Origin of the sequence: Micromonospora fluostatini, assembly GCF_050410825.1 — a bacterium.
Lineage (GTDB): Bacteria > Actinomycetota > Actinomycetes > Mycobacteriales > Micromonosporaceae > Micromonospora > Micromonospora rosaria.
Window position 1 is genome coordinate 3553958 of sequence record NZ_CP191251.1, and the last position, 22284, is coordinate 3576241.

At 75.1% G+C, this 22284-nt stretch carries 19 protein-coding genes; 7 read left to right on the forward strand and 12 right to left on the reverse strand.

Going from position 1 to position 22284, the window contains the following annotated elements:
* Nucleotides 1-7 precede the first annotated feature (7 nt).
* The 5 genes from ACQUFX_RS15505 (at nucleotide 8) to ACQUFX_RS15525 (ending at nucleotide 5174) form a co-directional block, all read left to right on the forward strand.
* Nucleotides 8-1663: an ArnT family glycosyltransferase gene (locus ACQUFX_RS15505; protein WP_428966721.1), complete on the forward strand. Its 1656-nt coding sequence runs from the start codon at nucleotides 8-10 to the stop codon at nucleotides 1661-1663.
* A 134-nt stretch (nucleotides 1664-1797) separates the two neighbouring features.
* Nucleotides 1798-2595: a peroxide stress protein YaaA gene (yaaA, locus tag ACQUFX_RS15510; protein ID WP_428966722.1), complete on the forward strand. Its 798-nt coding sequence runs from the start codon at nucleotides 1798-1800 to the stop codon at nucleotides 2593-2595.
* Between the two features lie 139 nt (nucleotides 2596-2734).
* Nucleotides 2735-3415 (forward strand): hypothetical protein, encoded by a 681-nt coding sequence (locus ACQUFX_RS15515; protein ID WP_428966723.1) that lies wholly within the window; start codon nucleotides 2735-2737, stop codon nucleotides 3413-3415.
* Between the two features lie 60 nt (nucleotides 3416-3475).
* The gene (locus ACQUFX_RS15520; protein ID WP_428966724.1) at nucleotides 3476-4426 is read left to right on the forward strand and encodes a TAXI family TRAP transporter solute-binding subunit; all 951 of its coding nucleotides are present in this window, start codon (nucleotides 3476-3478) and stop codon (nucleotides 4424-4426) included.
* A 115-nt stretch (nucleotides 4427-4541) separates the two neighbouring features.
* The gene (locus ACQUFX_RS15525) at nucleotides 4542-5174 is read left to right on the forward strand and encodes an NAD(P)-dependent oxidoreductase (RefSeq protein WP_428966725.1); all 633 of its coding nucleotides are present in this window, start codon (nucleotides 4542-4544) and stop codon (nucleotides 5172-5174) included.
* Here ACQUFX_RS15525 and ACQUFX_RS15530 read toward each other — a convergent pair.
* Entirely contained in the window at nucleotides 5168-6661 is a 1494-nt protein-coding gene (locus ACQUFX_RS15530) for a sensor histidine kinase (RefSeq protein WP_428966726.1), read from the reverse strand. The two genes, ACQUFX_RS15525 and ACQUFX_RS15530, sit on opposite strands and share 7 nt — an antisense overlap.
* 10 nt (nucleotides 6662-6671) lie before the next feature.
* Complete coding sequence (locus ACQUFX_RS15535) at nucleotides 6672-7328, reverse strand: response regulator transcription factor (RefSeq protein WP_428966727.1); 657 nt, start codon at nucleotides 7326-7328, stop codon at nucleotides 6672-6674.
* A 258-nt stretch (nucleotides 7329-7586) separates the two neighbouring features.
* Here ACQUFX_RS15535 and ACQUFX_RS15540 point away from each other — a divergent pair, with 258 nt between their 5' ends.
* Nucleotides 7587-8129 (forward strand): acyltransferase, encoded by a 543-nt coding sequence (locus tag ACQUFX_RS15540; protein ID WP_428966728.1) that lies wholly within the window; start codon nucleotides 7587-7589, stop codon nucleotides 8127-8129.
* Nucleotides 8130-8184: 55 nt separating this feature from the next.
* Here the strand turns inward: ACQUFX_RS15540 and ACQUFX_RS15545 are convergent, their stop codons facing one another.
* The 4 genes from ACQUFX_RS15545 to ACQUFX_RS15560 all read right to left on the reverse strand — a co-directional run bounded on the left by ACQUFX_RS15545 (nucleotide 8185) and on the right by ACQUFX_RS15560 (nucleotide 14852).
* On the reverse strand, nucleotides 8185-9948 hold the full coding sequence (locus ACQUFX_RS15545; RefSeq protein ID WP_428966729.1) for a CDP-glycerol glycerophosphotransferase family protein: 1764 nt from the start codon (nucleotides 9946-9948) through the stop codon (nucleotides 8185-8187).
* Between the two features lie 273 nt (nucleotides 9949-10221).
* On the reverse strand, nucleotides 10222-12612 hold the full coding sequence (locus ACQUFX_RS15550; RefSeq protein ID WP_428966730.1) for a DUF6077 domain-containing protein: 2391 nt from the start codon (nucleotides 12610-12612) through the stop codon (nucleotides 10222-10224).
* 177 nt (nucleotides 12613-12789) lie between these two features.
* Nucleotides 12790-13755: a Gfo/Idh/MocA family protein gene (locus ACQUFX_RS15555; protein WP_428966731.1), complete on the reverse strand. Its 966-nt coding sequence runs from the start codon at nucleotides 13753-13755 to the stop codon at nucleotides 12790-12792.
* Nucleotides 13752-14852 (reverse strand): DegT/DnrJ/EryC1/StrS family aminotransferase, encoded by a 1101-nt coding sequence (locus ACQUFX_RS15560; RefSeq protein ID WP_428966732.1) that lies wholly within the window; start codon nucleotides 14850-14852, stop codon nucleotides 13752-13754. The genes ACQUFX_RS15555 and ACQUFX_RS15560 overlap by 4 nt, the downstream gene beginning before the upstream one ends.
* 204 nt (nucleotides 14853-15056) lie before the next feature.
* Here ACQUFX_RS15560 and ACQUFX_RS15565 point away from each other — a divergent pair, with 204 nt between their 5' ends.
* On the forward strand, nucleotides 15057-16121 hold the full coding sequence (locus tag ACQUFX_RS15565; protein ID WP_428966733.1) for a lysylphosphatidylglycerol synthase transmembrane domain-containing protein: 1065 nt from the start codon (nucleotides 15057-15059) through the stop codon (nucleotides 16119-16121).
* Between the two features lie 16 nt (nucleotides 16122-16137).
* On the opposite strand, the gene ACQUFX_RS15570 is transcribed toward ACQUFX_RS15565, so the two are convergent.
* The 6 genes from ACQUFX_RS15570 to ACQUFX_RS15595 all read right to left on the reverse strand — a co-directional run bounded on the left by ACQUFX_RS15570 (nucleotide 16138) and on the right by ACQUFX_RS15595 (nucleotide 22278).
* Nucleotides 16138-17373: an acyl-CoA reductase gene (locus ACQUFX_RS15570; protein WP_428966734.1), complete on the reverse strand. Its 1236-nt coding sequence runs from the start codon at nucleotides 17371-17373 to the stop codon at nucleotides 16138-16140.
* A 73-nt stretch (nucleotides 17374-17446) separates the two neighbouring features.
* A complete protein-coding gene (locus ACQUFX_RS15575; protein ID WP_428966735.1) occupies nucleotides 17447-18493 on the reverse strand; it encodes a LuxE/PaaK family acyltransferase in 1047 nt (348 codons plus the stop codon).
* Entirely contained in the window at nucleotides 18490-19911 is a 1422-nt protein-coding gene (locus ACQUFX_RS15580) for an AMP-binding protein (protein WP_428966736.1), read from the reverse strand. Before ACQUFX_RS15580 ends, ACQUFX_RS15575 begins: the two co-directional genes overlap by 4 nt.
* Entirely contained in the window at nucleotides 19908-20663 is a 756-nt protein-coding gene (locus ACQUFX_RS15585) for an SDR family NAD(P)-dependent oxidoreductase (protein WP_428966737.1), read from the reverse strand. Before ACQUFX_RS15585 ends, ACQUFX_RS15580 begins: the two co-directional genes overlap by 4 nt.
* Nucleotides 20656-20895 carry an acyl carrier protein gene (locus tag ACQUFX_RS15590; RefSeq protein ID WP_428966738.1) on the reverse strand — a complete coding sequence of 80 codons (240 nt, stop codon included), beginning with the start codon at nucleotides 20893-20895 and terminating at the stop codon, nucleotides 20656-20658. Before ACQUFX_RS15590 ends, ACQUFX_RS15585 begins: the two co-directional genes overlap by 8 nt.
* 186 nt (nucleotides 20896-21081) lie before the next feature.
* The gene (locus tag ACQUFX_RS15595; protein ID WP_428966739.1) at nucleotides 21082-22278 is read right to left on the reverse strand and encodes a glycosyltransferase family 4 protein; all 1197 of its coding nucleotides are present in this window, start codon (nucleotides 22276-22278) and stop codon (nucleotides 21082-21084) included.
* Nucleotides 22279-22284 lie beyond the last annotated feature (6 nt).

Genomic DNA, 22284 nt, shown 5'->3' on the forward strand with positions numbered 1-22284 from the left:
GTCGGGCGTGACAGACTCCGGTCGGGGCGACGACGGGGGCGTGGTCGTGTCGACACCTGGGCAGCACGGCCGACGGTGGCCACCGGCGCTCGACCGGCCGGCCGCCGTCGCGGTCCTGCTCGGCCTGGCCGGCGTCGGGTACCGGCTGGTGCTGCTGCTGGCCACCGTCCCGGCCGCGAACAGCGACGAGGCGACCTTCGGGCTGGCCGCGCTGCACATCGCCACCGGACGGGAACGACCGGTCTTCCTCTACGGCCAGCGGTACATGGGGATGCTGGAGTCGTACCTCGCCGCGCCGCTGGTGGCGGTCGCCGGGCCGGGCTGGCCGGTGCTGCGGCTGCCGCTGCTGGCGCTGTACGCCCTCTTCCTCGTCCTCACCTGGCGGCTGAGCCGGCGGCTGTTCTCGCCGTGGTTCGCCACGGTCGTCGTCGGCCTGCTCGCCCTCGGCTCGGAACGGGTGGTCCGCGACCAGCTCACCGCCGTGGGCGGCCGGCCGGAGGTGAAGGTGGCGGTGCTGCTGATGCTGCTGGTCGCGGTCGGCCTGGCCGACGGCCGGATCCGGCGACGCGGGTGGGCGGTGGCCGCGTTCGGCCTGCTGGCCGGGCTGGCCGTCTGGTCGGACTGGCTGATCCTGCCCTACCTGGCCGGGGCCGGCCTGCTGCTGGGCTACGTGCTGCGGCGGGAACTGCTCGGCCGGGCGGGCGTGCTGCTGCTGGTCGGGTTCCTGGTCGGAGCGGCGCCGATGATCGCCGACAACCTGGTCGCACCGCCGGGCGAGGACTCGCTGTCGGTTCTGCGCCGGCTCAGCGCCGGGACCGGGGTGGCTCCGCCGCTGGCCGACCGGGTGCGGGCCGGGCTGCTGACCGGGGTACCGCTGGCCACCGGCCTCTGTTCGGTGGACGGGTGCGCCCGGTGGCAGGCGTGGTTCGGGGTGCTGTACCCGGTGCTGCTGGTCGTCGCCGCCGGGCTCGCGCTGGTCGCGTGGCGGCGGGCCGCCGGCCGGCCGCTGGCCCGGCGGGTCCGGCCGGTCGCGTCGCTCGCCCTGCTCGCTGGGGCCGCGCTCACCCTCCTGGCGTACCTGCGCAGCCCGCTCGCCGCCACCGCGCCGCTGGACAACGCCCGGTACCTGTCGGTGCTGCAACTGTCCCTGCCGGCGGTGCTCTGGCCGCTCTGGGTGGCGGCGGTCGACTGCTGGCGGGGCACCGTCGGGGTGGCCGGCCGGCTCGCCGGGGCGCTCGGCACCGCCGTCCTGGCCGGGCTGACCGGCGCGCTGCTGGTCGGCACCCTGGTCTTCGCCACCGGCACCGGGGCGGCCCGCGCCGACCAGCGGCAGGCCGAGGCGGTGGCCGACGCGGTCCGCCGGGCCGGCCTGCGCGCGGTGTACGGCGACTACTGGACCTGCAACCGGCTCGTCTTCGACACCGCCGAGGAGGTGGCCTGCGCGGTGCTGGACGGGGCACTGCGCCCGGGGCAGAACCGCTACCCGGCGTACTGGCAGCGGGTGGCGGCGGCCGACCGGCCCGGGTACGTGCTGCCCGCCGGGTCCCCGGCGGACCGGCGGCTGCGGGCGGCGCTGGGCGACCGGGCCGACGCGGCCACCGTCGCCGAGGTGGGCGGGGTACGGGTGTACCACCCGGAGCCGGCCCTGCGCCCGGTGCGCTGACCGCCGGGTATCCCGCCCCCGCACCGTCCCGGCGTTGCGGGCCCGAGGCTCCGGGCCCGGCGCTGCGGGGTGCCCGCTGACCGGGTCGTACGCTGGCCCACGCCGCACCCGTGAGTCGAGGAGAGCCGTACCCGATGCTGATCCTGCTGCCGCCCTCGGAGGGCAAGGCCCCCGCCGGTTCCGGCCGGCGGTTGGACCTGGCCCGGCTCAGCCTGCCCGAGCTGAACCCGGCCCGGGAGCGGGCGCTGGCCGCGCTGACCGCGCTCTGTGCCGGGCCGGACGAGGACGCCGCCCGCGCGGCCCTGGGGCTCAGCGCGGGGCAGGGCGCGGAGCTGCGGCGCAACGCCCGGCTGGAGCGGGTGGCGACCGCCCCGGCCGGCCGGATCTACACCGGCGTGCTGTACGGGGCGCTCGACCTGGCCACGCTGCCCCCGGCGGCCCGGCGGTTGGCCGAGCGGTCGGTGCTGGTCTCCTCGGGCCTGTGGGGCGCGGTCCGGCTGACCGACCGGATCCCGCCGTACCGGTGCCCGATCTCGGCGCGGCTGCCCGGCCCGGGGGCGTTGCCGGCGTACTGGCGGCGGGAACTGGGACCGGTGGTGACCGCCGCGGCGGGCGGCGGCCCGGTGCTCGACCTGCGTTCCGGGGCGTACGCGACGACCTGGACGCCCCGGGGCGAGCTGGCCGAACAGACCGTCACGGTCCGGGTGCTGCACGAACGGATGATCGACGGTAGTCTGGTCCGGTCCGTGGTGAGCCACTTCAACAAGGCCACCAAGGGACGGCTGGTCCGGGATCTGCTCACCGCCGGCGTCCGCCCTGGCACCGCCGGTGAGCTGCTGACGGCGCTGCGGGATCTGAAGCACACCGTGCTGGAGCCGGCGGCGACGCCGGGCCGGCCCCGGCAGGTCGACCTGGTGGTCACCGAGCTGTAGGGCCGCCGAGCCGGCAGGGCCGCCCGCCGCTTCCGCCGCGCCAGCGCAAGATTTCCTCAAGCCTCGCCCCGATCGGTACCACCGGGCCCGCGATCTTGACACCGTAGGTGCACTCCCAGTCGACGAAGGAGTGCCTGCGTTGGCCAGCGAATCCACCCTGCTCGACCGTCCCCGGCACCTGGCGGTTTCCGCGTCGCCGCTGGACTGGCCGACCCTGGCGGACGCGTTCGAGGCCGCCTGCCTGCTGCGCTGCACCCCGCCGCCACCTCCGGCCGGGACGGGGCGACGCCGCCCGGCCGGGCCCCGCCTCCCGGGCACGGCGGAGTTCAACCGGGAGGACGCGGCGCTGCGGATGCGGCAACTGCTCGGCCGGCTCGACATCCCGGTCCGCCACGAGCAGACCGTCGGCGGGCTGCGCCGCCGCTACGAACTGCACCAGCTCCGGGTGCCGCCCGAGCACCAGGCGACGTACGTGGCGCTGCTGGAGGCCGGGTGGCGGCAGGGCCGCCGGGAACTGCTGGGCGGCCTGGTACCCGGAGCGTCGGCGCCCCGCCGGGCGTGGCGGGCCCGGCTGGCCGCGGCGGCCTGGCGCTCGGCGCTGCTGGCCGGCGGGCGGCACGTCCGCCGGCACATCCTCGGGGTCCGGCTGGCCGACCGGGAGTTGGCCGCCGTGCTGGTCCGGGGCGCCGCGCTGCTGGACGTGCCGGCGCTGCTCCGGCCGGGCGCGGGCTGTCTCGTGGTGAGCGTCGCCGACGGCCCGGACCGGGACCGCATCCTGGACAGCACCGCGCTGGCACCGGCCGTCCGACCGACCGGCTGACGGTATCCCGACCACAGGTCGGGTTGCGGTCCACACCGTTCACGGCGCATTGTGCTGGCCGTGGACGGTCACTGCAATGCCCGCAACCGGCGGTACGCCGCCGGTCTGGTGGCGCTGCTCATGGTGCCCGCCGGGCTCGGCGGCTGCCGGGAGACCCGGGCTGAGCCGGTGCCCATCCGGATCGCCACGGGCAGCCCGACGGCGGTGTACCACGCCTTCGGCCAGTCCCTGGCCGCCATCCTCAACCGTGAGCTGCCCCACGTGCAGGCCAGCGTGGTGGTGACCGCCGCCTCGGCGGCGAACGTGCGGCTGATCGGCAGCAGCCAGGCGGAGCTGGGCTTCACCCAGGCCGACGTGCTGGAGACCGGGCCGACCGGCGACCCGCCGGTGGTCGCCGTCGCGCGGGTCTACGACGACCTGCTGCACCTGGTCACCACCGCCGACGGCCCGATCCGGTCGATCGCCGACCTGCGCGGCCGGCGGGTGTCGGTGGGCGCGCCCGGCTCCGGTACGGAGATCACCGCGACCCGGCTGCTGACCGTGGCCCAGCTCGACGGCGTGGCGGTGGACCGCCGCCCCCTCAATCTGGACGAGTCGGTCGAGGCGCTGCGCGCCGGCCGGATCGACGCGTTCTTCTTCTCCGGTGGCCTCCCGGTGCGCGCCGTCGAGCAACTGGCCACCACCGTGGCCACCCGGATCGTCGACCTCGGCGAGTGGATCGAGCCGCTGCGCCGCAACTACCCGGAGGTCTACGTCTCCCGGGACATCCCCCGCTCCGTGTACGGGGTGGAGCCGGTGACGACGGTGGCGAACCCGAACTACCTGATCGTCCGGGCCGACCTGCCGTACGCCCTGGTCCGCGAGGTGACCCGGCTGCTGATGGAACGGCGGACCGAGCTGGCCGCCGCGCACCCGGCCGCCGGGCGGATGAGCACCCGCTCGGCGATCGCCACCACGCCGCTGCCGCTGCATCCCGGGGCGGCGGCGTGGTACCGGGAGAGCAAGCCCTGACCCGGGCACCGGCGGCGACCTGCGCCGATCCGGAGCCCCTCGGCCGGCGGTTGACAGCGGGGTGCCCGCTGCCCCAGTCTCGGGGTCCGGCAGGCATCGATCACGGGGGTACGTCATGCGGCTGACCGTCTTCGGCGCGACCGGCCGTACCGGTCGACACCTCGTCGACCAGGCCCTCGCCGACGGCCACGAGGTCACCGCCGTGGTCCGGGACCCGGCCCGACTGGCGTCCGCCGGCCACCCCCGGCTGGTCCCGGTGGTCGCCGACGCCCTGGACCCGGAGTCCATCGCCGTCAGCGTGACCGACCAGGACGCGGTGATCTCCACGCTCGGCCGCCGGGCCAGGACCGACGGGTCGGTCTGCGCCGACGGCGCCCGCGCGATCAGCACCGCGATGCGGGCCACCGGGACCAGCCGCCTGATCGTCGTCACCGCCAGCGGCCCGGTGGTGGACGAGGGGGACGACGCCTTCACCCGTCTGGTGTTCAAGCCGGTGCTGCGCCGGTTCCTGGCGGCGGAGTTCGCCGACTTCACCCGCGCCGAGCGGGTCGTCCGCGACAGCGGGCTGGACTGGACCATCGTGCGCCCGCCCCGGCTGACCAACGGCCGCCGCCGCCCGTACCGCACCGCCCTGGACCGCAACATCCGGGGCGGTACCTCCATCGCCCGCGCCGACGTCGCGCACGCCATCCTCGCCGCGCTCGGCGACCCGGCCACGATCGGCCACACCGTCGGCCTGGGCTACTGACCGGGCCCGCCGGAGCCGGTGCCCACCCCGGCGACGGGCGGCCCGACCGCAGGCGGGCCGACAGCGGACGGCCCGACGGCAGGCAGGCCGACGGTGGGCGGGGCGGCCTCGGGGACGGTCTCCGGCGCGGGGAACCACAGCTCGGCGACGAGGCCGCGCGGCTCGCCCGGCCGCATGGCGAGCCGCCCACCGGAGGCGTCGACGAGGACCGCGACGATGGTCAGCCCGAGCCCGGCGCCGTCGACGTTCTGCACCTCCGGCGCCCGCCAGAACCGCTCGGTGGCCTGACCAAGCTGGCTGGCCGTCAGGCCCGGCCCGGTGTCCCGGACCTCCAGGACGGTCCCGCCGTCGGCCCGGCGGACGGTCACCGTCACCTCCTCGCCGGCTCCGCTGAACTTCACCGCGTTGTCGATCAGCGCGTCCAACGCCTGGTCGATGGCGGTCGGCACGGTCCGGGCGTACGCCGGGTGGTCGAGGGTCACCAGGCCCAGGGCGACCGACCGGTGCCGGGCCAACGGCTCCCAGGCGGCCACCCGGGAGGCGGCGACGGCGACCGCGTCGACGGTGACCCGCTCGTTCTCGGTCCGCTCCGCCCGCGCGAGGGTGAGCAGGGCGTCGAGCACCTGCGCCAGCCGGTCGGTCTCCTCCAGCGCCAACTGGTGCTCGACCCGGCCCTCCGGGTCGGTGAGGCTCGGTCCCAGCTCCTCCACCCGCAGCCGCAGCGCGGTCAACGGGTTGCGGAGCTGGTGGCTGGCGTGCGCCACGAAGGCCCGCTGCCGGTCCATCACGTCGGAGACCGCGTCGGCCATGTGGTTGAAGCTGGTCGCCAGCCGGCGCAGCTCGGGCGGCCCCAGCCGGTGCTGCACCCGGGCGCCCCGGTCACCCTCGGCGATCTCGTGGGTCACCGCGTCGAGCTCGGTGACCGGCCGCAGCACCCAGCCGGCCAGCCCGAACGCCAGCAGCACGCCGGCCACCACGGCCAGCACCCCGACCGCGGCCAGCAGCAGCCACCAGGCGGTCACGGTCCGGCGGATCCGCTCCGACGGTGTGGTGATCACCACCGCGCCGAGCACCTCCCCGCCGTCGTTGATCGGTACCGCCACCACGACCGGGTCGCGCACCCAGGGCCAGACCGAGTCCGGGGTGCTCACCTGCAACCCGGACAGCGCGGTGTCCAGGGCCGCCGCCGTCCCCGCGCTGGGCTCCCAGGTCGCCGACTCGGTCACCGTCCGGCGGTCCCGGTCCACCACCGCCGCGCCGATGCCGTACAGCTCGTCGTAGCTGGCGAGTTCCCCGCCGAGCGGGCCGACCACGTCGTCGCGGAGCGCCGGGCCGGCCAGCGAGGCGAACCGGGTCGCGTCGGCCAGCCGGTCGGCACGGACCCGGTCGGTCTCCCGGGTGGCCAGGGTGAGCGCGAGCGGGGTCTCCAGGGCGAGCAGCACCAGCACCATCAGCAGCAGGTAGCTGATCACCAGCCGACGACGCACGCCCGGCCCCTCACTCGGCGCGGAGCCGGTAACCGACCCCGCGTACCGTCTCCACCAGCCGGGCGTCGCCGAGCTTGCCCCGCAGCGACGCCACGTGCACCTCCACCGTGTGCCGGTCCGCCCAGGTGGTGCCCCAGACGTCGAGCAGGATCCGCTCGCGGGGCACGGCGACCCCCGGCTGCCGGGCCAGGGAGAGCAGGATGTCGAACTCCTTACGGGTCAGCGCGACCGCCCGCCCGTCGACGGCCACCGTCCGGGCGGCGACGTCGACCCGCAGCACGCCGGCCTCGATCGAGTTGCGCTCGGGCAGGGTGTGCGCGGCCCGGCGCAGCACCGCCTCGATCCGGGCCTGCAACTCCACCATCGAGAACGGTTTGACCACGTAGTCGTCGGCGCCGAGCCGCAGCCCGAGCACCCGGTCGCGCTCCTCGCCCCGCGCGGTGACCGCGATGATGCCCAGTTGCGGGCTGCGGCGGCGCAGTTCCCGGCAGAGGTCCACCCCGTCGCCGTCGGGCAGGTTCAGGTCGAGCAGCACCAGGTCGCACGGGGCCGCCGACAGCGCGGCGGCGACCGTCGCGGCGTGCTCGACCTCGTAACCCCGCCGGGTCAGCGCGGACGACAGGGCCGCCGCCACCCGACGGTCGTCCTCGACCAGCAGGATGCGCACCCGAACCCCCCTCCTTGCTGGAACCGCTGCTAGGGCATCGTGGCAGATGGGTCGGCCCGACGCGATGAGCCACCGGGGCGGGCTCGCTATGCTACGCCGGCCCGCGCGTCCCGGCGGCGGGGCGACCGCCCGACGCGCTCGCCCGCGTCCGGGCGCGCGCCGTCGTGCCCGCGCGCCGACGGCGGCCGGCGCCACGCCCGGCCGGCACCCGCGCACCCACGGCGCGACGCCGCGCCCCGACCTGTTGCGAGCTGGCGGATGACTGACCCTGAATCCCACTCCCCCACCGTCTTCGTGCACCCCACGGCCGATGTCGAGGCCGGCGCCCGGGTCGGCGACGGTACCCGGATCTGGCACCTGGCCCACGTCCGGTCCACCGCCACCGTGGGGGCGAACTGCGTGATCGGGCGCAACGTGTACGTCGACGCCGGGGTGACCGTCGGTGACCTGGTGAAGATCCAGAACAACGTCTCGGTCTACCAGGGGGTGACCCTGGAGGACGAGGTCTTCGTCGGCCCGTGCGCGGTCTTCACCAACGACTTCCGGCCCCGGGCGCAGAACCCGGACTGGACGATCACCCCGACCGTGGTCCGTCGGGGCGCCTCGATCGGCGCGAACGCCACCCTGGTCTGCGGCATCGAGGTCGGCGAGTACGCCATGATCGCGGCCGGCGCGGTGGTGACCCGGGACGTCGCCCCGTACCAGTTGGTCGCCGGTAACCCGGCCCGGCCCAAGGGCTGGGTGGACGAGCGCGGCGAGGTGGTCTCCCGCGACGTCGACACGCCACCGCACCGGAGCTGAGCCGGTACGCGAAACGGGGGACGGCTCACGCCGTCCCCCGTCGGTCGTCAGCGCCTCAGCGGCAGAGCCGGGTGATCTCCTGCCGGAACCGCTCCATCGCGTTCGGCTCGTCCGGGCCGAGCAGGTACGTCTTCAGGTCCCGCCGGGCCTCGGTCATCGGGTCGTCGCCGGCCCGGGTGAGCGCCACGATCTTGGGCAGCTCGCCGCAGTCCGCCGAGAGCAGGTACGCCGCCCGCGCGGTCGGGAACTTGCGCCGGAACTCGTCCTCCGGCAGCCCGCTCGGGTTCGCCACCACGTACGGCCGCTGGCTCTGCACGAAGTCCGACACCACGCTGGAGATGTCACTGATCAGCAGGTCGGTCTGGTTGAAGCAGTCGAACAGGGCCGGCACCCGGCCGGTCACCACCCGGTGCGCGGGGCCGTCGAGGCTGCTCGCGTCGGTGTCGCCCCCGGCGGCGGCGATCCGGGCGACCACCCGCTCGTGCACCGCCTTGGCCGCCTTGGAGCGGGCGCCGGTCAACGGGTGCGGCTTGTAGATCACGCGGATCCCCGGCCCGGCCTTCAACAGGCCGTTCATGATCCGCTCGCCCATCAGCACCAGCGAGGTGTGGTACGGGTCGTCGTCCAGCCACCCCTCCCAGGTGGGCGCGTAGAGGACGGTGAACGGCCGGTCCACCGCCGGGGCGCCGAAGGTGTGCACCCCGGCGAGCTGCGGCCGGCCGATCTCGACGATGTCGGCGTCGAGCACGCCGACATCGGCCCGCGCGTACCGCTCCCGCCCGGCCAGCCCGGCGACCCACACCTCGTCGTACACCTTGCTGTACGGGTTGACGCTGGCCTGCTTGTCGCTGTCGCCGTGCCCGACGAAGACGTGCTTCATGCCGGGCTCGCGGAGCATGTGGATGTTCGCGCCCACGTTGGCCGCGTACAGGCTCGCCCGGATGCTGGCCAGCTCCAGGTTCATGAAGTCCACGCTGGCCGGTACGCAGATCACCGGGAGCCGGGTGTCGGCCATCTCCAGGAAGGCCTCCTTGCTGCGCATCAGCACCACGCCGCGCTGGTCCAGCGCCTCGGTCGGGGCGAGCCACATGTTGGCCTGGTAGACGTCCTTGGCGGGGCCGGCGAAGTAGAGCGCCACCCGCGGCCGGTAGCTGTCCAACCAGGTCTGCACCGCGGCCAGCACGGCGTCCTTGCCGGTGCCCTGACCGCGACCGCGCAGCCAGGTGAGCGCGACGATCCCGCCCACCACGGCGGCGGCCAGCACCGCCGCCGCGCCGGCCACGAAGACCGGCACCAGGTCACCGAGGACGGCGGCCACCACCACGGCCGGCACCAGCAGGATGTTGAGCTGCGCCATCCCGTTGCCCACCACGGCGCTGGTCCACTCGGGAGGCCGGGGAGCCGCCTTGATCGGACCGAGGTCGATGTTGCGCACCAGCGCGGAGACCGGGTTCCGCCGGTTGATCATCCGGGTGAAGGCCCCGGCGAAGACGCCGATCGTCCAGACCACGGCGGGCAGCAGCAGCAGGACGGTGATCTCGCCGATGCCGGGGCGCACCGTGGTGACCGCCAGCAGGACCACCGACAGGTCCCGGGCGAGCTGCCGGTAGACCCGGCTCAGGCCGACCTTGTCCAGCAGCACCCGGGAGGGGGCGGACCAGCGACCGATGGCGTACTCGCCGAACACGGCGGCCAGGCCGGCGACGGCGAACGCGCCGACCCAGCCGAGCGCGCCCGTGACGAGCATGACCAGATAGCACAGCAGCAGCAGCGCACCACGGGCCGGGACCCCGAGTCGCTGGAGTAACGTGCCGAACAAGGATGGCTCTCCCTACGAGATCGACGACGAGCCGGGCCGAACGGACGGAGGCGACCGCTGGGCTCGGCCGGCGGGGGCCGGCGGCGTCGGTCGGTGTCGGCCTGACTGCCCACGACCTTAACGCGAGGACAACGGGAGTCGCCGTTCGGGTATAGAGCGATTTGCGGGGGTGATGCGAACCCGGTACCACGCTGTCCGGGTTGTCCCGACCGCTGCCGGTCGGGGCCGCCGTGACCTGCTCCGCGAGCACCGCCGACGCCTCGACCGACGGGGTCAGTCGGTCGGCGGCGGCGCGCCCGCGTCGAGCTTGCGCAGACAGCGGACCGAACCGGCCGGGTCCTCCCGTTCGCCGAACACCTCGAAGTCGAGCCGCTCCAGCGCCCGGCGGGCCGCCCGGTTGCCGAAGTACAGGCAGACCGTGGTGACGTCGAGCCGGTCCAGGGTCGCCGCCAGCTCGTCGGCGGACGGGATCGCCTCCCCGTCGGCGAAGGCGGCGAGCCGCAGCCGGTCCTGGGCGAACTCCGAGTTCCAGTCGTACTCCAGCAGATAGCCGTCGCGGGGCAGGACGACCCGCAGCTCACTGCTGAGGATCGGGGCGAGGCGCATCAGGGTGCTGGGGGCCAGCAGCAGACCGGGCGGGCGGGCCGGGGTCAGGGACTGGATCCACTCGACGCGGCCCAGCCGGTCCTGGGGCACCTTCCACACCGGGTGGGGGTGCGTCTCGACGAAGCTGTCCCGGTGCCACATCGGGGTGCCGTACAGGCTGAAGGTGGCCAGCAGGACGGCCGCGACCAGGGCGCTGGTCAGGGCCTTGAGCGTCCGGCCGGTCCAGGGCAGCGGGCCGAGCAGGGGCAGCCGGGCCGGCCAGGGCAGACGCACGGTGCACAGGATGCCGATCAGGCCGGGCAGGGCGAGGATCCACGGCACCCGCCACAGCACCGCGGCGATGCCGGTCAGGTCGGCGAGGAACTCCAGCACCCCGGGGACGAACAGCACGCTCATCGTCACCGCCGCGCCGGCGGCGAGCAGGCGGGGCGTCCGGTGCCGCATCAGCAGCGGGGCCACCCAGAGGGCCAGCCCGCCGATCACACCGAGCGACCCGACCAGCAGGGTGCGCCGGTACGTCCCCTCCGCGTCGAAGAACTGGGTCTCGCCGCCGACCTCGGTGACCGGGCCGAGGGCGAGCCGGGACACCACCACCGAGCCGAGCGGGTACGCCACCGCCGCGGCGAAGGCGAGCACCGCCGGCAGCCAGCGCCCGACCAGGAGCATCGCGAAGGCCGCCGCGCCGACCAGGATGGGCAGGATGATCGCCGCGGTGGAGGTGAGCCCCGCCGAGGCCACCCCGAGCGCGAAGATCAGGAAGAGCTTCCACCGTGACCGGGACTCCAGCCAGTCGGTCAGGTACACCCACATCAGCGGTACGGCGGCGGAGACGAACATCCCCTTGCCCTCGTAGAGCCGGGGCAGGTGGAAGGTGCCCAGCGCGGCGTCCGAGCCGGCCACCAGGTAGAGGTAGCCGACGGCGACCGTGAAGGCCAGCATCGGCCGGCGCGGGGCCCACCGGTGCACCAGCCGCCACAGCGCCAGCACCGCCAGCACGGCCAGCACCGGCAGCAGCACGAACCAGGTGGCGTCGGCGGCGTGCAGGCCGAGGAACCGCCCGAGCGCCCCGGCGAAGACCTCGATGGAGGAGATCGGCGGCTGGGTGCTCAGCCCCGGCAGGACCTCCTCGGTGAACAGGAAGTCCCGCACCGGGACGCTGTCGCGCTCGGCCACCCAGACGGACTTGCCGAGGTAGAACACGTCGTCGGGGGTGTTGCGGGCCATGTAGAGCGAGGAGACGGCCACGCCCGCCGAGACCAGCAGGACGTACCCGGCCTGCCAGACGGTGGGGGCGGGCTCGCCGTCGGGGCCGGCGACCAGCCAGCTCCGCCGGGCCAGCAGCGCCACCGCGACCGAGGCGACCAGGCCCAGCGACGCCGGCCACCACCAGGGCATGGTGCCGCCGATCCCGGCGGTCACCGCCGCCGCCACCCCGACGCCGAACACGGGCAGCACCCACCACCAGCGGGGGCCGCGTCGGGCGGGCCGGGTGAGCTCCACCGTCGAGCCGTCCCGCGGCGCGGTGGCGACAGCCCGGCGGGCGGTCCGCTCGCGCAGCCCGGCGACGACCAGCCGGAGCAGCACGAGCAGGGCGCAGCCGGTCAGCCAGATCCGGAAGGTCAGCGACGGGGCCCACCCGAACGGGAACGCCAGGTGGTAGAGCACGGTGTAGAGCGCGAACGCCAGCACCGCCGCGTCGGTGATCCGGCGCGGGACCGCCGCGACGAACCGGCGGACCCGCTCCAGCACGCCGGGCCGGCGGGGCGCCACGGCGGTCGGGACCGTGTCGTCGTCGGCGCCCGGCTCGGCGAGGGTCGCGGCGTCGTCGGCGCCCGGCGCGGCCGGGGTCGGGGCGTCGGCGGAGCCCGGCGCGGCCGGGGTCGGCCGGGCGGCGGGGCCCGTCGGCGCCACCGGGGCGGCGGCCGGGGCCGGCTCGACGACTGTCGACTCCGTCGTGGTCGCGTCGGTCGGCCGCCCGGCCTGCTCCCGCCCGGGCCGCTCCGGCCCGGCCTGCTCCGGCACGGGCCGCTCCGACACGGTCGGTTCGACTGCGGTCACAACGGGAATTTCGCCCTTCACTGACACAGAACGTCCTTGTTGTGGCCTCGATGATGGGGAGACGGTCGCCGCCGCAGGGCCCACTGCCGCCGCTCGGCCCGACGTGCCGAGCCTACCGGAGCGGGTCCCACCCGGCCTGTCGACGGGCCGGGCGGGCGGGCACCGGCCGCCCGGCCGTCACGGCCGGTTGCCGTCGATGACGCTGGCCACCGCCCGGTGCGCCGGCAGGATCCGCTGCCGCTCCGCGTCCGCGTCCAACCGGCCGGCCAGGATGTCGAGGAAGTGGTCGAGCTGGGCGGCCAGCGGCTCCTGGTTCGACAGCAGCTCCGGCACCTCCATGATGCTCTGCTGCCGGTACCCCCGCCCGTCCGGCGTCGCCGCGTCCAGCGACACGTGCCGGTAGATCGTCACGTGCTTGCGGATCAGGTCCGCCTCGATCAGTCGGTCGACCTCGCCGATCGCCAGGGTACGGATCTTGCGCTGGCCGATCCGGCTGGCCGAGACGTGCGCCAGCGCGCGGTCACCGAAGGTGAGCACCGCCTCGGCGACGTCCTCCGCCCCGGGCTCCGAGTCGGGGTGGAAGTGGCCGAGGGTGCCCCGGACCGCGCTCGGCGTGGCCCCGCCGAACAACTGGATGGCCAGGTCCACGTCGTGCACGAGCAGGTCCCACGCCACGCCGGTGCGGATCCGGGGCGCGTACGGGGAGTGCCGGGTGACGGTGACGTGCACCGGGTCACAGGCCAGCGCCAGCGCGGTGAGCACCGCCGGGTTGAAGCGCTCCAGCAGGCCGCAGAGCAGCGGCAGGCCGCGCTTCTCGGCGAGCGCCACGACCTCCTCGGTCTCGGCCAGGTTGCCGCAGACCGGTTTCTCGATCAGCAACGGCCGGTCGGCGGCGAGCACCTGCTCGGCCACGTCCCGGTGGTACTCGGTCGGGGCGGCGACCACCACAGCGTCCACCCCCGACAGGTCGGCCAGGTCGGGCACCCACTCGGCGCCGTAGCGCTGCGCGATCTCCCGGCCGACGTCCGCCCGGGGCTCGACCACCCGGGCCAGCCGGGCACGCGGGGACTGGGCGATCACCCGGGCGTGCAGCGAGCCCATCGTCCCGGTGCCGACGAGCGCGAAGCTGACCGGGGCGGTCACGCCCCGACCGCCTTGCGCACGGCCTCGACGACCCGGTCCACGTCGCCGTCGGCGAGGTGGTGGTGCACCGGCAGCGACAGGCACTGCCGGGCCACCCGCTCGGCGACCGGCGCCGGGTCGGCCACCACCCGGGGGTGTTCCCGGTAGCAGTCGTAGTCGTACACCACCTTCGGGTAGTACACCCCCGAGCCGACGCCCTGCTCGGTCAGCCGGGCGGCCACCTCGTCGCGGGTGACCGGGGCCGCCTCGGTGACCAGCACGGTGTACTGGTGCCAGACGTGCGCGCGGCCGGGCAGCTCGGCCGGCAGCCGCAGGCCGGGCACGTCGGCCAGACCGGCGGTGAGCCGGGCGGCGTTGTCCCGGCGACGCTTGACGGTCTCGTCGTAACCGGCGAGCTGCGGGATGCCCAGGGCGGCCTGCAGGTCGGTCATCCGGTAGTTGTGGCCGGCGACCTCGTACTGGTACCGCTGGCGCATGCCCTGGTTGCGCAGGACGCGCAGCCGGTCGGCGAGGACCGCGTCGTCGGTGGTGACCATCCCGCCCTCGCCGGTGGTCACGTTCTTCGTCGCGTAGAGCGAGAACGTGCCGAGCCCGAAGCTGCCCGCCCCGCGCCCGTCGACGGTGGCGCCCAGCGACTGCGCGGTGTCCTCGACCAGCCCCAGTCCGTGCGAGCGGACCAGCGGGACGATCGCGCCCATGTCGGCCGCCTGGCCGTACAGGTGCACCGGCAGGACGACCCGGGTCCGTGGCCCGACCGCCTCGGCGAGCGCCGCCGGGTCCAGGCAGAAGTCGTCGTCACGGATGTCGGCGAAACGGGCGGTGGCGCCCGCCTCCAGGATGGCGTTGAGGGTGGCCACGAAGGTGAACGGGGTGGTCACGACCTCGTCACCCGGCCGCAGGTCGAGCACCTCCAGGGCGGCCACCAGGGCCGTGGTGCCGTTGTTCACGGCCACCGCGTGCTCGACGCCGACGATCTCGGCGAAGTCGCGTTCCAGCCGGGCCACCATCGGCCCCTGTGCCAGCACACCGGACCGGATCACCTCGACCGCCAACCGTTCGGCCGCCTCGTCGAGTTTGACGACGGAAATGGGGATCACGCTCGGACTCCTCGGGGGACGTGGTGGCAGCGCTCCGACGTTAACAGCGGTGGAATGCGGCGCGACACAGGGCCGACCGGTGGGCGACCCGCAGGGGTACGGCCCGCGGGCGGCAGACCGGGGACTGGGCTAGTGTGGTGCCTTGCTCCACCACCCCCATCCCCCCAGTTACCGGGCGGAATCCGACACGTAGGCAGGTAGTCAGTGGTACGAACCGCAGCCCGCAGCGAGGTCGGGGACACCACGGCGGCACCCCCGGCCACGACCACCGGCGGCACGCGGCAGCGGCTGGGCCTGGTCGTCCGGGTGGTGGTGATCGTCGCCATCGTGGCCGGGATGACCTGGAGCGTGGTCGACCAGTGGCCGCAGGTGCGGGCGACCTGGCTCGGCCTGGCCTGGCAGTCGGTCGGGCTCTCGGTGCTCGCCGCGCTGCTCGGCATGGTGGCCAACACCATGGCCTGGCGGGCCGCCGTCGCCGACCTGGCGCACCGGGTCACCGTCGGCGCGGCGCTGCGGATCTGCCTCGTCGGTCAGCTCGGCAAGTACATCCCCGGCAGCGTCTGGGCCTACGTGCTGCAGATCGAGTTGGGCCGGCGGGCCGGACTGCCCCGTCCCCGGGCCTTCCTCGCCTCGCTCATCGCCGTCGGGCTCGGCGTGACCACGGCGCTCGGTTTGGGCGTGGCGGGTCTGCCGTCGCTGCGGGAGGCCGTCGGCTCGGGCTCGGACTACGCCGAGTCGGTCCGGGTGGCGCTGTGGATCATGGCGATCCTCTTCCCGGTCGCGGTGCTCTGCGCCGTCCCCCGGGTGCTCACCGCGCTGGTCCAGCTCGTCCTGCGGGTGCTGCGCCGGCCGCCGCTGGAGCACCGGCTCACCTGGCCCGGCGTGCTGCGCGTGGTCGGCTGGAGCGCCCTCGGGTACGGCCTGTTCGGGGTGCACCTGTGGCTGCTGGCCAACGCCCAGGCCACCCCCGGTCTGGACGGGCTGGTCCGCTGCGTGGGGGCGTTCGCGATCGCGATGACGGTGGGCATGTTCGCCTTCGTCTCCCCCTCCGGGCTCGGGGTCCGCGAGGCGGTGCTGGTCGCGGCGCTCGCCCCGTTCCTGGTCGGCAGCGGCGGCGTCGGCGCCGCGATGGGCATCGCGCTGGCCTCCCGGCTGATCTTCACCATCGCGGACGTGCTCGCCGCCGGGCTCGCCGCGCTCTCCGGGGTACGCCACCTGCGGGGCGACGGCCCGGACGTCGTCCCCCGCGCCACCGGCCCCACGGGCTGACCGGCGCTCACCACGGTCAGCGGACGCCGACCGTGGTGATCCGGGTGAACTCCCGCATCAGGTCGTACCCGTCCCAGGTGGCGGCGAAGTCGAGCGCGGTACCGATCGGCACCAGCCGGTCGATCCCCCGCCCCGCCACGGTCCGGGCGAACGCGGTCAACTCGGCGGCGTCGAACCCGAAGTGGGTGACCGTCTGGTCCCGGCGGACCACCACCGGGGCGAGGTCGGCCAGGGCGTCGACCCGGGCCTGCGGGAAGGTGCCGACGCCGAGCCACCGCCGGGGGATGTCCCCCGGGTCGGTCAGCTCCACCGTGGCCAGGTCGTTGCCGTCGAACCGGATCCCGGTCGCCGTCCCCTCGACGGCCAGCCCGTACGTGGCGACCCGCTTCTGCACCGCCATCGCGGCGTCGACCTCCGGCCGCTTGCCGTCGAGCACCGCGCGCAGCCGGGCCCGCAGGTCGGCCTGGGCGGTGCCGGCCTCGGCCGCCGGGCCGATCCAGTAGACCGCCCGGGGCGAGGAGCAGGCGGCCTGGTCGAACCAGTACGCGTCGTTGTAGAGGCCGAGCGCGGCGGCGTCCCGCTCCGCCTCGCTCGCGGCCAGCCACCCGGCGACCCCGATCACCGTGAACGACGACCGGTCGGGAAAGGTGACGTCCCGGGCGTGCGGGGCCAGCGGGTGCCGGCGCAGGTCGGTGACCGAGCCGTCCCCGCCCCAGATCACCCGCAGGTCGGCGGCGGCGGAGAGGGCGGCGGTCACCGCGTCGTCCCGGCCGTAGGTGACCATGCGCTGGGTCTCGCGCAGCGCCGGGTGGGCGTCGGCCAGGGTCTCGTTCAGCGCGTCCAGCACGGCGTCCGCCGCCCCGGCCGACCGGGAGGAGATCCGCACCACGTTGCTGTTGCCGGCGAGCGCGGCGAGCGCCCACGAGTAGACGAAGATGGTGTCGACGTTGGCCGGCGGCACGTGGAACACCAGCCCCCGGGGGAAGCGCAGCTCGCCGGGGGTCTCCGCGACCCGGTCCCGGACCCGGGCGAGTTCGCCCCGGCGCAGGAAGAAGCCGAGCGAGGCCAGTTCCGGGTGCCGGCGGGCCACCGCCGGGCGCAGCAGCCGGCGGGCGAACGCCACCAGGAACTCGACCACCCGCTCGTCGCCCACGGTGAGCGGCCCGTCGGTCGGGGCCGACCGGAGCGCGGCGAGCAGGTCCTCGACGGTGACCGGGCCACCGGCCGGGAACCGTTCGACCACCTTGCTCATGCCGGTACCACCCTCCGCTGTCCGCACCGCCGGCTCACGCCGGCGCCGCCGCTGTGCCGGCCGCCGCGCCGGCTCACGCCGCCGCCGCGAAGGTGTCGCTGCACCCGCGCGCCTCGGCGCGGGGCAGCCGGCCCAGGATCGAGAACCGCTTGCCCGGCCAGGCCCCGTCGTCGACGCCGTGCACCACCCCCCGGTCCTCGGTGAGCAGCAGGTGGCCCGGGTACGACCGGGGCAGGGTGCTGATCACCTGGACCACGCCGGGCGTGCCGACCGGTACCTCCTGCCAGGTGGCCGGGTCCCGGACGATGACGTCGGAGAAGTCGGGGCAGTACAGCCCTCCGCCGTCCGGCCCCTCCAGGAAGGTCAGGCCGATCTGCTCCACCATGCCGTAGAAGTTGTGGATCCGGCGCAGCCCGGTCTCCTGCGCGAAGCGGCGGCGGAACTCGTCGTTGTCCACCGCCCGGTCGGCCAGCTTCTTCCAGCCGCCGCTGTGGATCAGGATGCCGTTGCTCAGGTCGAGCCGGTGCTCCCGGGCCAGCTCGTACAGGTAGAGCCAGGTCATGAAGGTGAACCCGAAGATCAGGAACGGCTGGTCGCCGTGTCGGGCGAGGAAGGAGCGGACCGCCTCCGGGTCGGGCCGGTCCTGCTCGTCGAGGACGAAGGTGTGGTCCCGGCCGAAGTTCATCATGCCGAGCACGCCCGCGCCCCGCGCCGAGAACGAACGCCGCTTGGTGAACAGCGCCCGGGTGTCGACCAGCAGCATCGGCAGCCGCCGCCCCCCGATCACGGTCTGCATCGTCGCGCTGAGCATCCGCTGCTGGACCGAGGCCGCCGCCTTGTCCAGGAAGATCCGGCTGACCTCCCCGGTGGTGCCGGAGGAGGTGAGCACGGTGAACACCTCGTCGTCGGGGATGCTCTTGAGTACGTGGTGCTTGAAGAGCCGGACCGGCAGCCAGGGCAGGTCGGCCACCCGCGCGTACCGGCGGCCGGGCGGGTGGCCCAGCGCGGCCAGCAGGCGGGCGTACTCCGGGCTGGCGGCCCGGTGGTGCTCGGTCAGCTCGACCAGTTCCGGCAGGAGCCGGGCCTCCCGGTCGGCCTGGCCGAGGGTGAACAGGGTCATACCTGAGCCTCCAGGGCACGGTAGTCGATCTTGCCGTTGGAGAGCTGCGGCAGCCGCTCCACGGGTCGGACGTCGAACCCGGTGCGGTGGGTCCGGAGCCGCTCGGCCAGCCGCCCGGCGATCTCCCCCGCCGTGGCGGCGTCGACGCCCTCGGCGAAGAGCACCACCCGGTCCGGCCCGGAGACCGCGACCACCGGCCCGTGGTCACGCACCATCTCCTCGATGTCGTGCAGGTTGACCCGGACCCCGAAGACCTTGCCGAAGCGGCTGAGCCGCCCGCGCAGCCAGACGTACCCGTCGGCGTCGAGCCGACCCAGGTCGCCGGTGCGCAGCACCCCGCCCTGGTCGTCGCCCCGGGCCAGGTCGGCGGCGCGCTCGGCGTACCCCATCATCACGTTCGGGCCCCGGTAGACCAGCTCACCGACCACCTCCGGGGCGCTCGTCTCCACCCCGTCGGGGCCGAGCACGGTGAACGCGCCGCCGGCCAGCGCGGGCCCGACCGAGCCGACCCGACCGGGGAGCGCCTCCGCCGGCAGGGTGCTCATCCGGGGCCCCGCCTCGGTGCACCCCCACATCACGTGGAACCGCCCGCCGACCGCGCTGATCTTCTCGTGGAAGGCGAGGATCAGCTCGTCGCGCAGCCGGCCACCGGCCTGGGTGAGGGTCCGCAGGGTCGGGTACCGGGCCGGGCTCCACCGGATCCGGTGCAGCATCTCGTAGTGGTGCGGCACCCCGGCCAGCGAGGTCGCGCCGTGCCGCTGCGCCGCCTGCCAGAACTCCCGGGCCAGCACCCCACCGTCGACCACCAGCACCGTCGCCCCGGCGGCGAGGTGGCTGTTCACCACCGACATGCCGAAGCTGTAGTACAGCGGCAGGTTGGTCGGGGCGACCTCGGTCGGGTCGAGGGCCAGCGCGGTACCGATGGCGGTGGCGTTGGCCAGCACCGCGTCCCGGGAGAGCCGGACGAACTTCGGGTCCCCGGTCGACCCGGAGGTGGCCAGCAGCACCGCCAGGTCGGGGTGCGGTCGCGCGGCGGGAGCGTGCTCCCGGACCCAGACCGGGCCGAGCACCGCGTCGGTGACCTCGCGGTACCCCTTCGGCAGCGCACCCGGGTCGGCACCCGCGCCGCCCTCGGCCAGCCCCAGCACGGCGGCGGGCTCGAAGCGGTGGACGAAGTCGGCCAGCACGGCCGGGTCGAGCGACGGGTCGAGCAGGGCGACGGGACGGCCGGCCTCGACCGCGCCCACGTACCGCAGCACCGCCTCGACGCCGAGTCCGCTGCGGGCGAAGAGCACACCGGGTGGCAGGGCCGCGTACGCCTCGCCCACCCGGGCCAGCCGGGCGGCCAGGTCCGGGCCGCCCAGGGTCGCGCCGCTGGCGGCGTCGAGCAGCCGGGCGGCCGGGTGGACCAGCCTCATGGCACCAGCCCGCCGTCGACCCCGAGCACCTGCCCGGTGACGTACCGGGCCCCGTCGCCGGCCAGGAACCGGATCACGTCGGCCACCTCCTCGGGCTCGCCGAGGCGGCGCAGCGGCGCGGCGACGGCCTGCGCGTCCAGCACCCCGGCGGGCAGGGCCGCGGTCAGGTCGGTACGGATGACCCCGGGAGCCACCGCGTTGACCCGGATGCCCCGGGGGCCCAACTCCCGGGCGGCCGAGCGGGCCAGCGCGGCGACGGCCGCCTTCGACGCGGCGTACACCGCCTGACCGGCCGCGCCGTGGGTGCCGACCACAGAGGCCAGCAGCACGATGGCGCCGCCCCGGCGGGGGACGCCGTCGGCGCCCGTGCGGCGGCGGGCCATCGCGCGGGCGGCGGCCTGGACCGCCGCGACGGTACCGGCGACGTTGACGTCCAGGGTGCGTCGGACGGCGTCGGCCCGGACCATGCCGAGCAGCGCGTTCTCCATGATCCCGGCGTTGGCGACGAGCACGTCGAGCCCGCCGTGGTCGGCGACGACCCGCCGGACCACCGCGCCCACGGCGTCGAAGTCCCCGACGTCCAGGCCGAGGCCGTGCCCCCCGATCTCCTTGGCCACCGCCTCGGCGCGGGCGGCGTCCCGGCCGGTGAGCACGACCGTGGCACCCGCCCCGGCCAGCACCCGGGCGGTGGCCAGGCCGATCCCCCGGGTGCCCCCGGTCACCAGGGCCACCCGGCCCACCAGCTCACTCATCGACGCCGAGGCCCCGCAGCATGTCCTGGGCGACCTTGAAGCTGCTCAGGTCGATGACCTGGTCGGTGTCGAGCTGCACGCCGAACTCGTCCTCGATCGCGGCGACCAGCGTCATGTGCCCGAGCGAGTCCCACTGCTCGATGTCGCGGTACTTGAGGTTCTCGACGTCGACGCCCTCCGGCAGTTCGAGGGCCTCGACGAAGACAGCACGCAGGCGGTCGGTGAGGGTCATGGTCGCGGTCACTCCGTTGCTCGTCGACGCCGGCGGTCACGATCCACGACAACCCGGGTACGGGTCGGCGCCGGGACGCCTCGGACCGCCGGGCCACGCTATGGTCCTGCGCTGTCCGGCGGGTGAACGCGAAACGACGAGCCCGTGCTCGGCAGATGAGCGGAGATCGGCCGGCCGGGTGGTCGGCTACCGGGGGCGGGCGACCCGGGCGGCGGCCAACTCGGTGAGGACGGCGAGGTGCCGGTCGAGCACCCGGTCGAGGGTGAAGTGGGCGTGCACCAGCGCCTGCCCGTTCACCCCGACCTGCTTGGCCAGGGCGGGGTCGGTCAGCGCGCGGACCAGCCGGTCGGCCAGCCCGGCGACGTCGCCGGGCGGGCAGAGCAGGACGTTCTCCCCGTCCCGCAGGGCGATGCCGGGGAAGTTGTCCGGTCGGGCCGGCGCGACCACCGGCACCCCGGCCGCCATCGCCTCCAGCGTCGCGGTCCCCAGGCCGATGCCCTGCTCGTGCGATTCCACCGTGGCGGCGGCCAGGTAGTCGGGGATCTCGCTCTTGGCCACCTTGCCCACCGCGACGACCGCGTGCTCGACGCCGAGGGCCCGCGCCCGCTCCAGGAACAGGTGGTAGTAGACGTGCCCGCAGACGAGCAGCTTCGCGTCCGGCACCACGGCCAGCACCGCCGGCAGCGCCTCCACCAGGGCGACCCGGTCACGCAGCGGGATCACGTGCCCGACCGAGAGGATCACCGGGGCGTCGCCCAGGTCGTGCCGGTCCCGGACCCGCTGGCCGTTGCCGCCGAGCACCCACTCCGGGTCCACCCCGACCGGGATCGGCGCCAGGCCCGCGTGGGCGCCCCGGTACCGGGACTCGATGTACTCCTGCATCAGCACGTCCATCACCACCACCCGGGGGCGGGACAGCCGCATGAAGGGCTTCACCAGGAGGGCGTCCAGCCAGCGGAACACCTTCGCGTACCGGGCTGCCGGGTTCTCCAGCCGGGTGTGTACGGAGAGCAGCACCGGCACCCCGCGTTTGCGGGCGTACCGGGAGGTCGCCCAGGTCAGGTCGAAGAACTGCCCGTGCTGGTGGATCACGTCCGGGCGGAAGTCGTCGAGCAGCCGGCGCAGCCGCCGGGGCAGGCTCGGCCGGGTGGCGAACGAGATGTCGAAACTCACCGCCAGCCGGGTCTGCGGCAGCATCACCGCCGGCAGCCGGACGATGCGCAGGCCGTCGCGCTCCTCGTACGCCGGGGCGTCCTGGTACGCGGCGGTGACCACCAGGACGTCGTGCCCGGCGGCGGCGTAGCCCCGGGCGAGCGACTCGGACAGGTGCGAGCTTCCCCCGGGGCGGGGCGGGAAGAAGTTGTTGACGACGACGATACGCACTGCAAG

Bases quoted from the DNA above. Each gene is read 5' to 3' on its own strand.
- yaaA (WP_428966722.1), top strand. From the start codon at position 1,798: ATGCTGATCCTGCTGCCGCCCTCGGAGGGCAAGGCCCCCGCCGGTTCC.
- ACQUFX_RS15525 (WP_428966725.1), top strand. From the start codon at position 4,542: ATGCGGCTGACCGTCTTCGGCGCGACCGGCCGTACCGGTCGACACCTC.
- ACQUFX_RS15540 (WP_428966728.1), top strand. From the start codon at position 7,587: ATGACTGACCCTGAATCCCACTCCCCCACCGTCTTCGTGCACCCCACG.
- ACQUFX_RS15570 (WP_428966734.1), bottom strand. From the start codon at position 17,373: ATGAGCAAGGTGGTCGAACGGTTCCCGGCCGGTGGCCCGGTCACCGTC.
- ACQUFX_RS15575 (WP_428966735.1), bottom strand. From the start codon at position 18,493: ATGACCCTGTTCACCCTCGGCCAGGCCGACCGGGAGGCCCGGCTCCTG.
- ACQUFX_RS15580 (WP_428966736.1), bottom strand. From the start codon at position 19,911: ATGAGGCTGGTCCACCCGGCCGCCCGGCTGCTCGACGCCGCCAGCGGC.
- ACQUFX_RS15585 (WP_428966737.1), bottom strand. From the start codon at position 20,663: ATGAGTGAGCTGGTGGGCCGGGTGGCCCTGGTGACCGGGGGCACCCGG.
- ACQUFX_RS15590 (WP_428966738.1), bottom strand. From the start codon at position 20,895: ATGACCCTCACCGACCGCCTGCGTGCTGTCTTCGTCGAGGCCCTCGAA.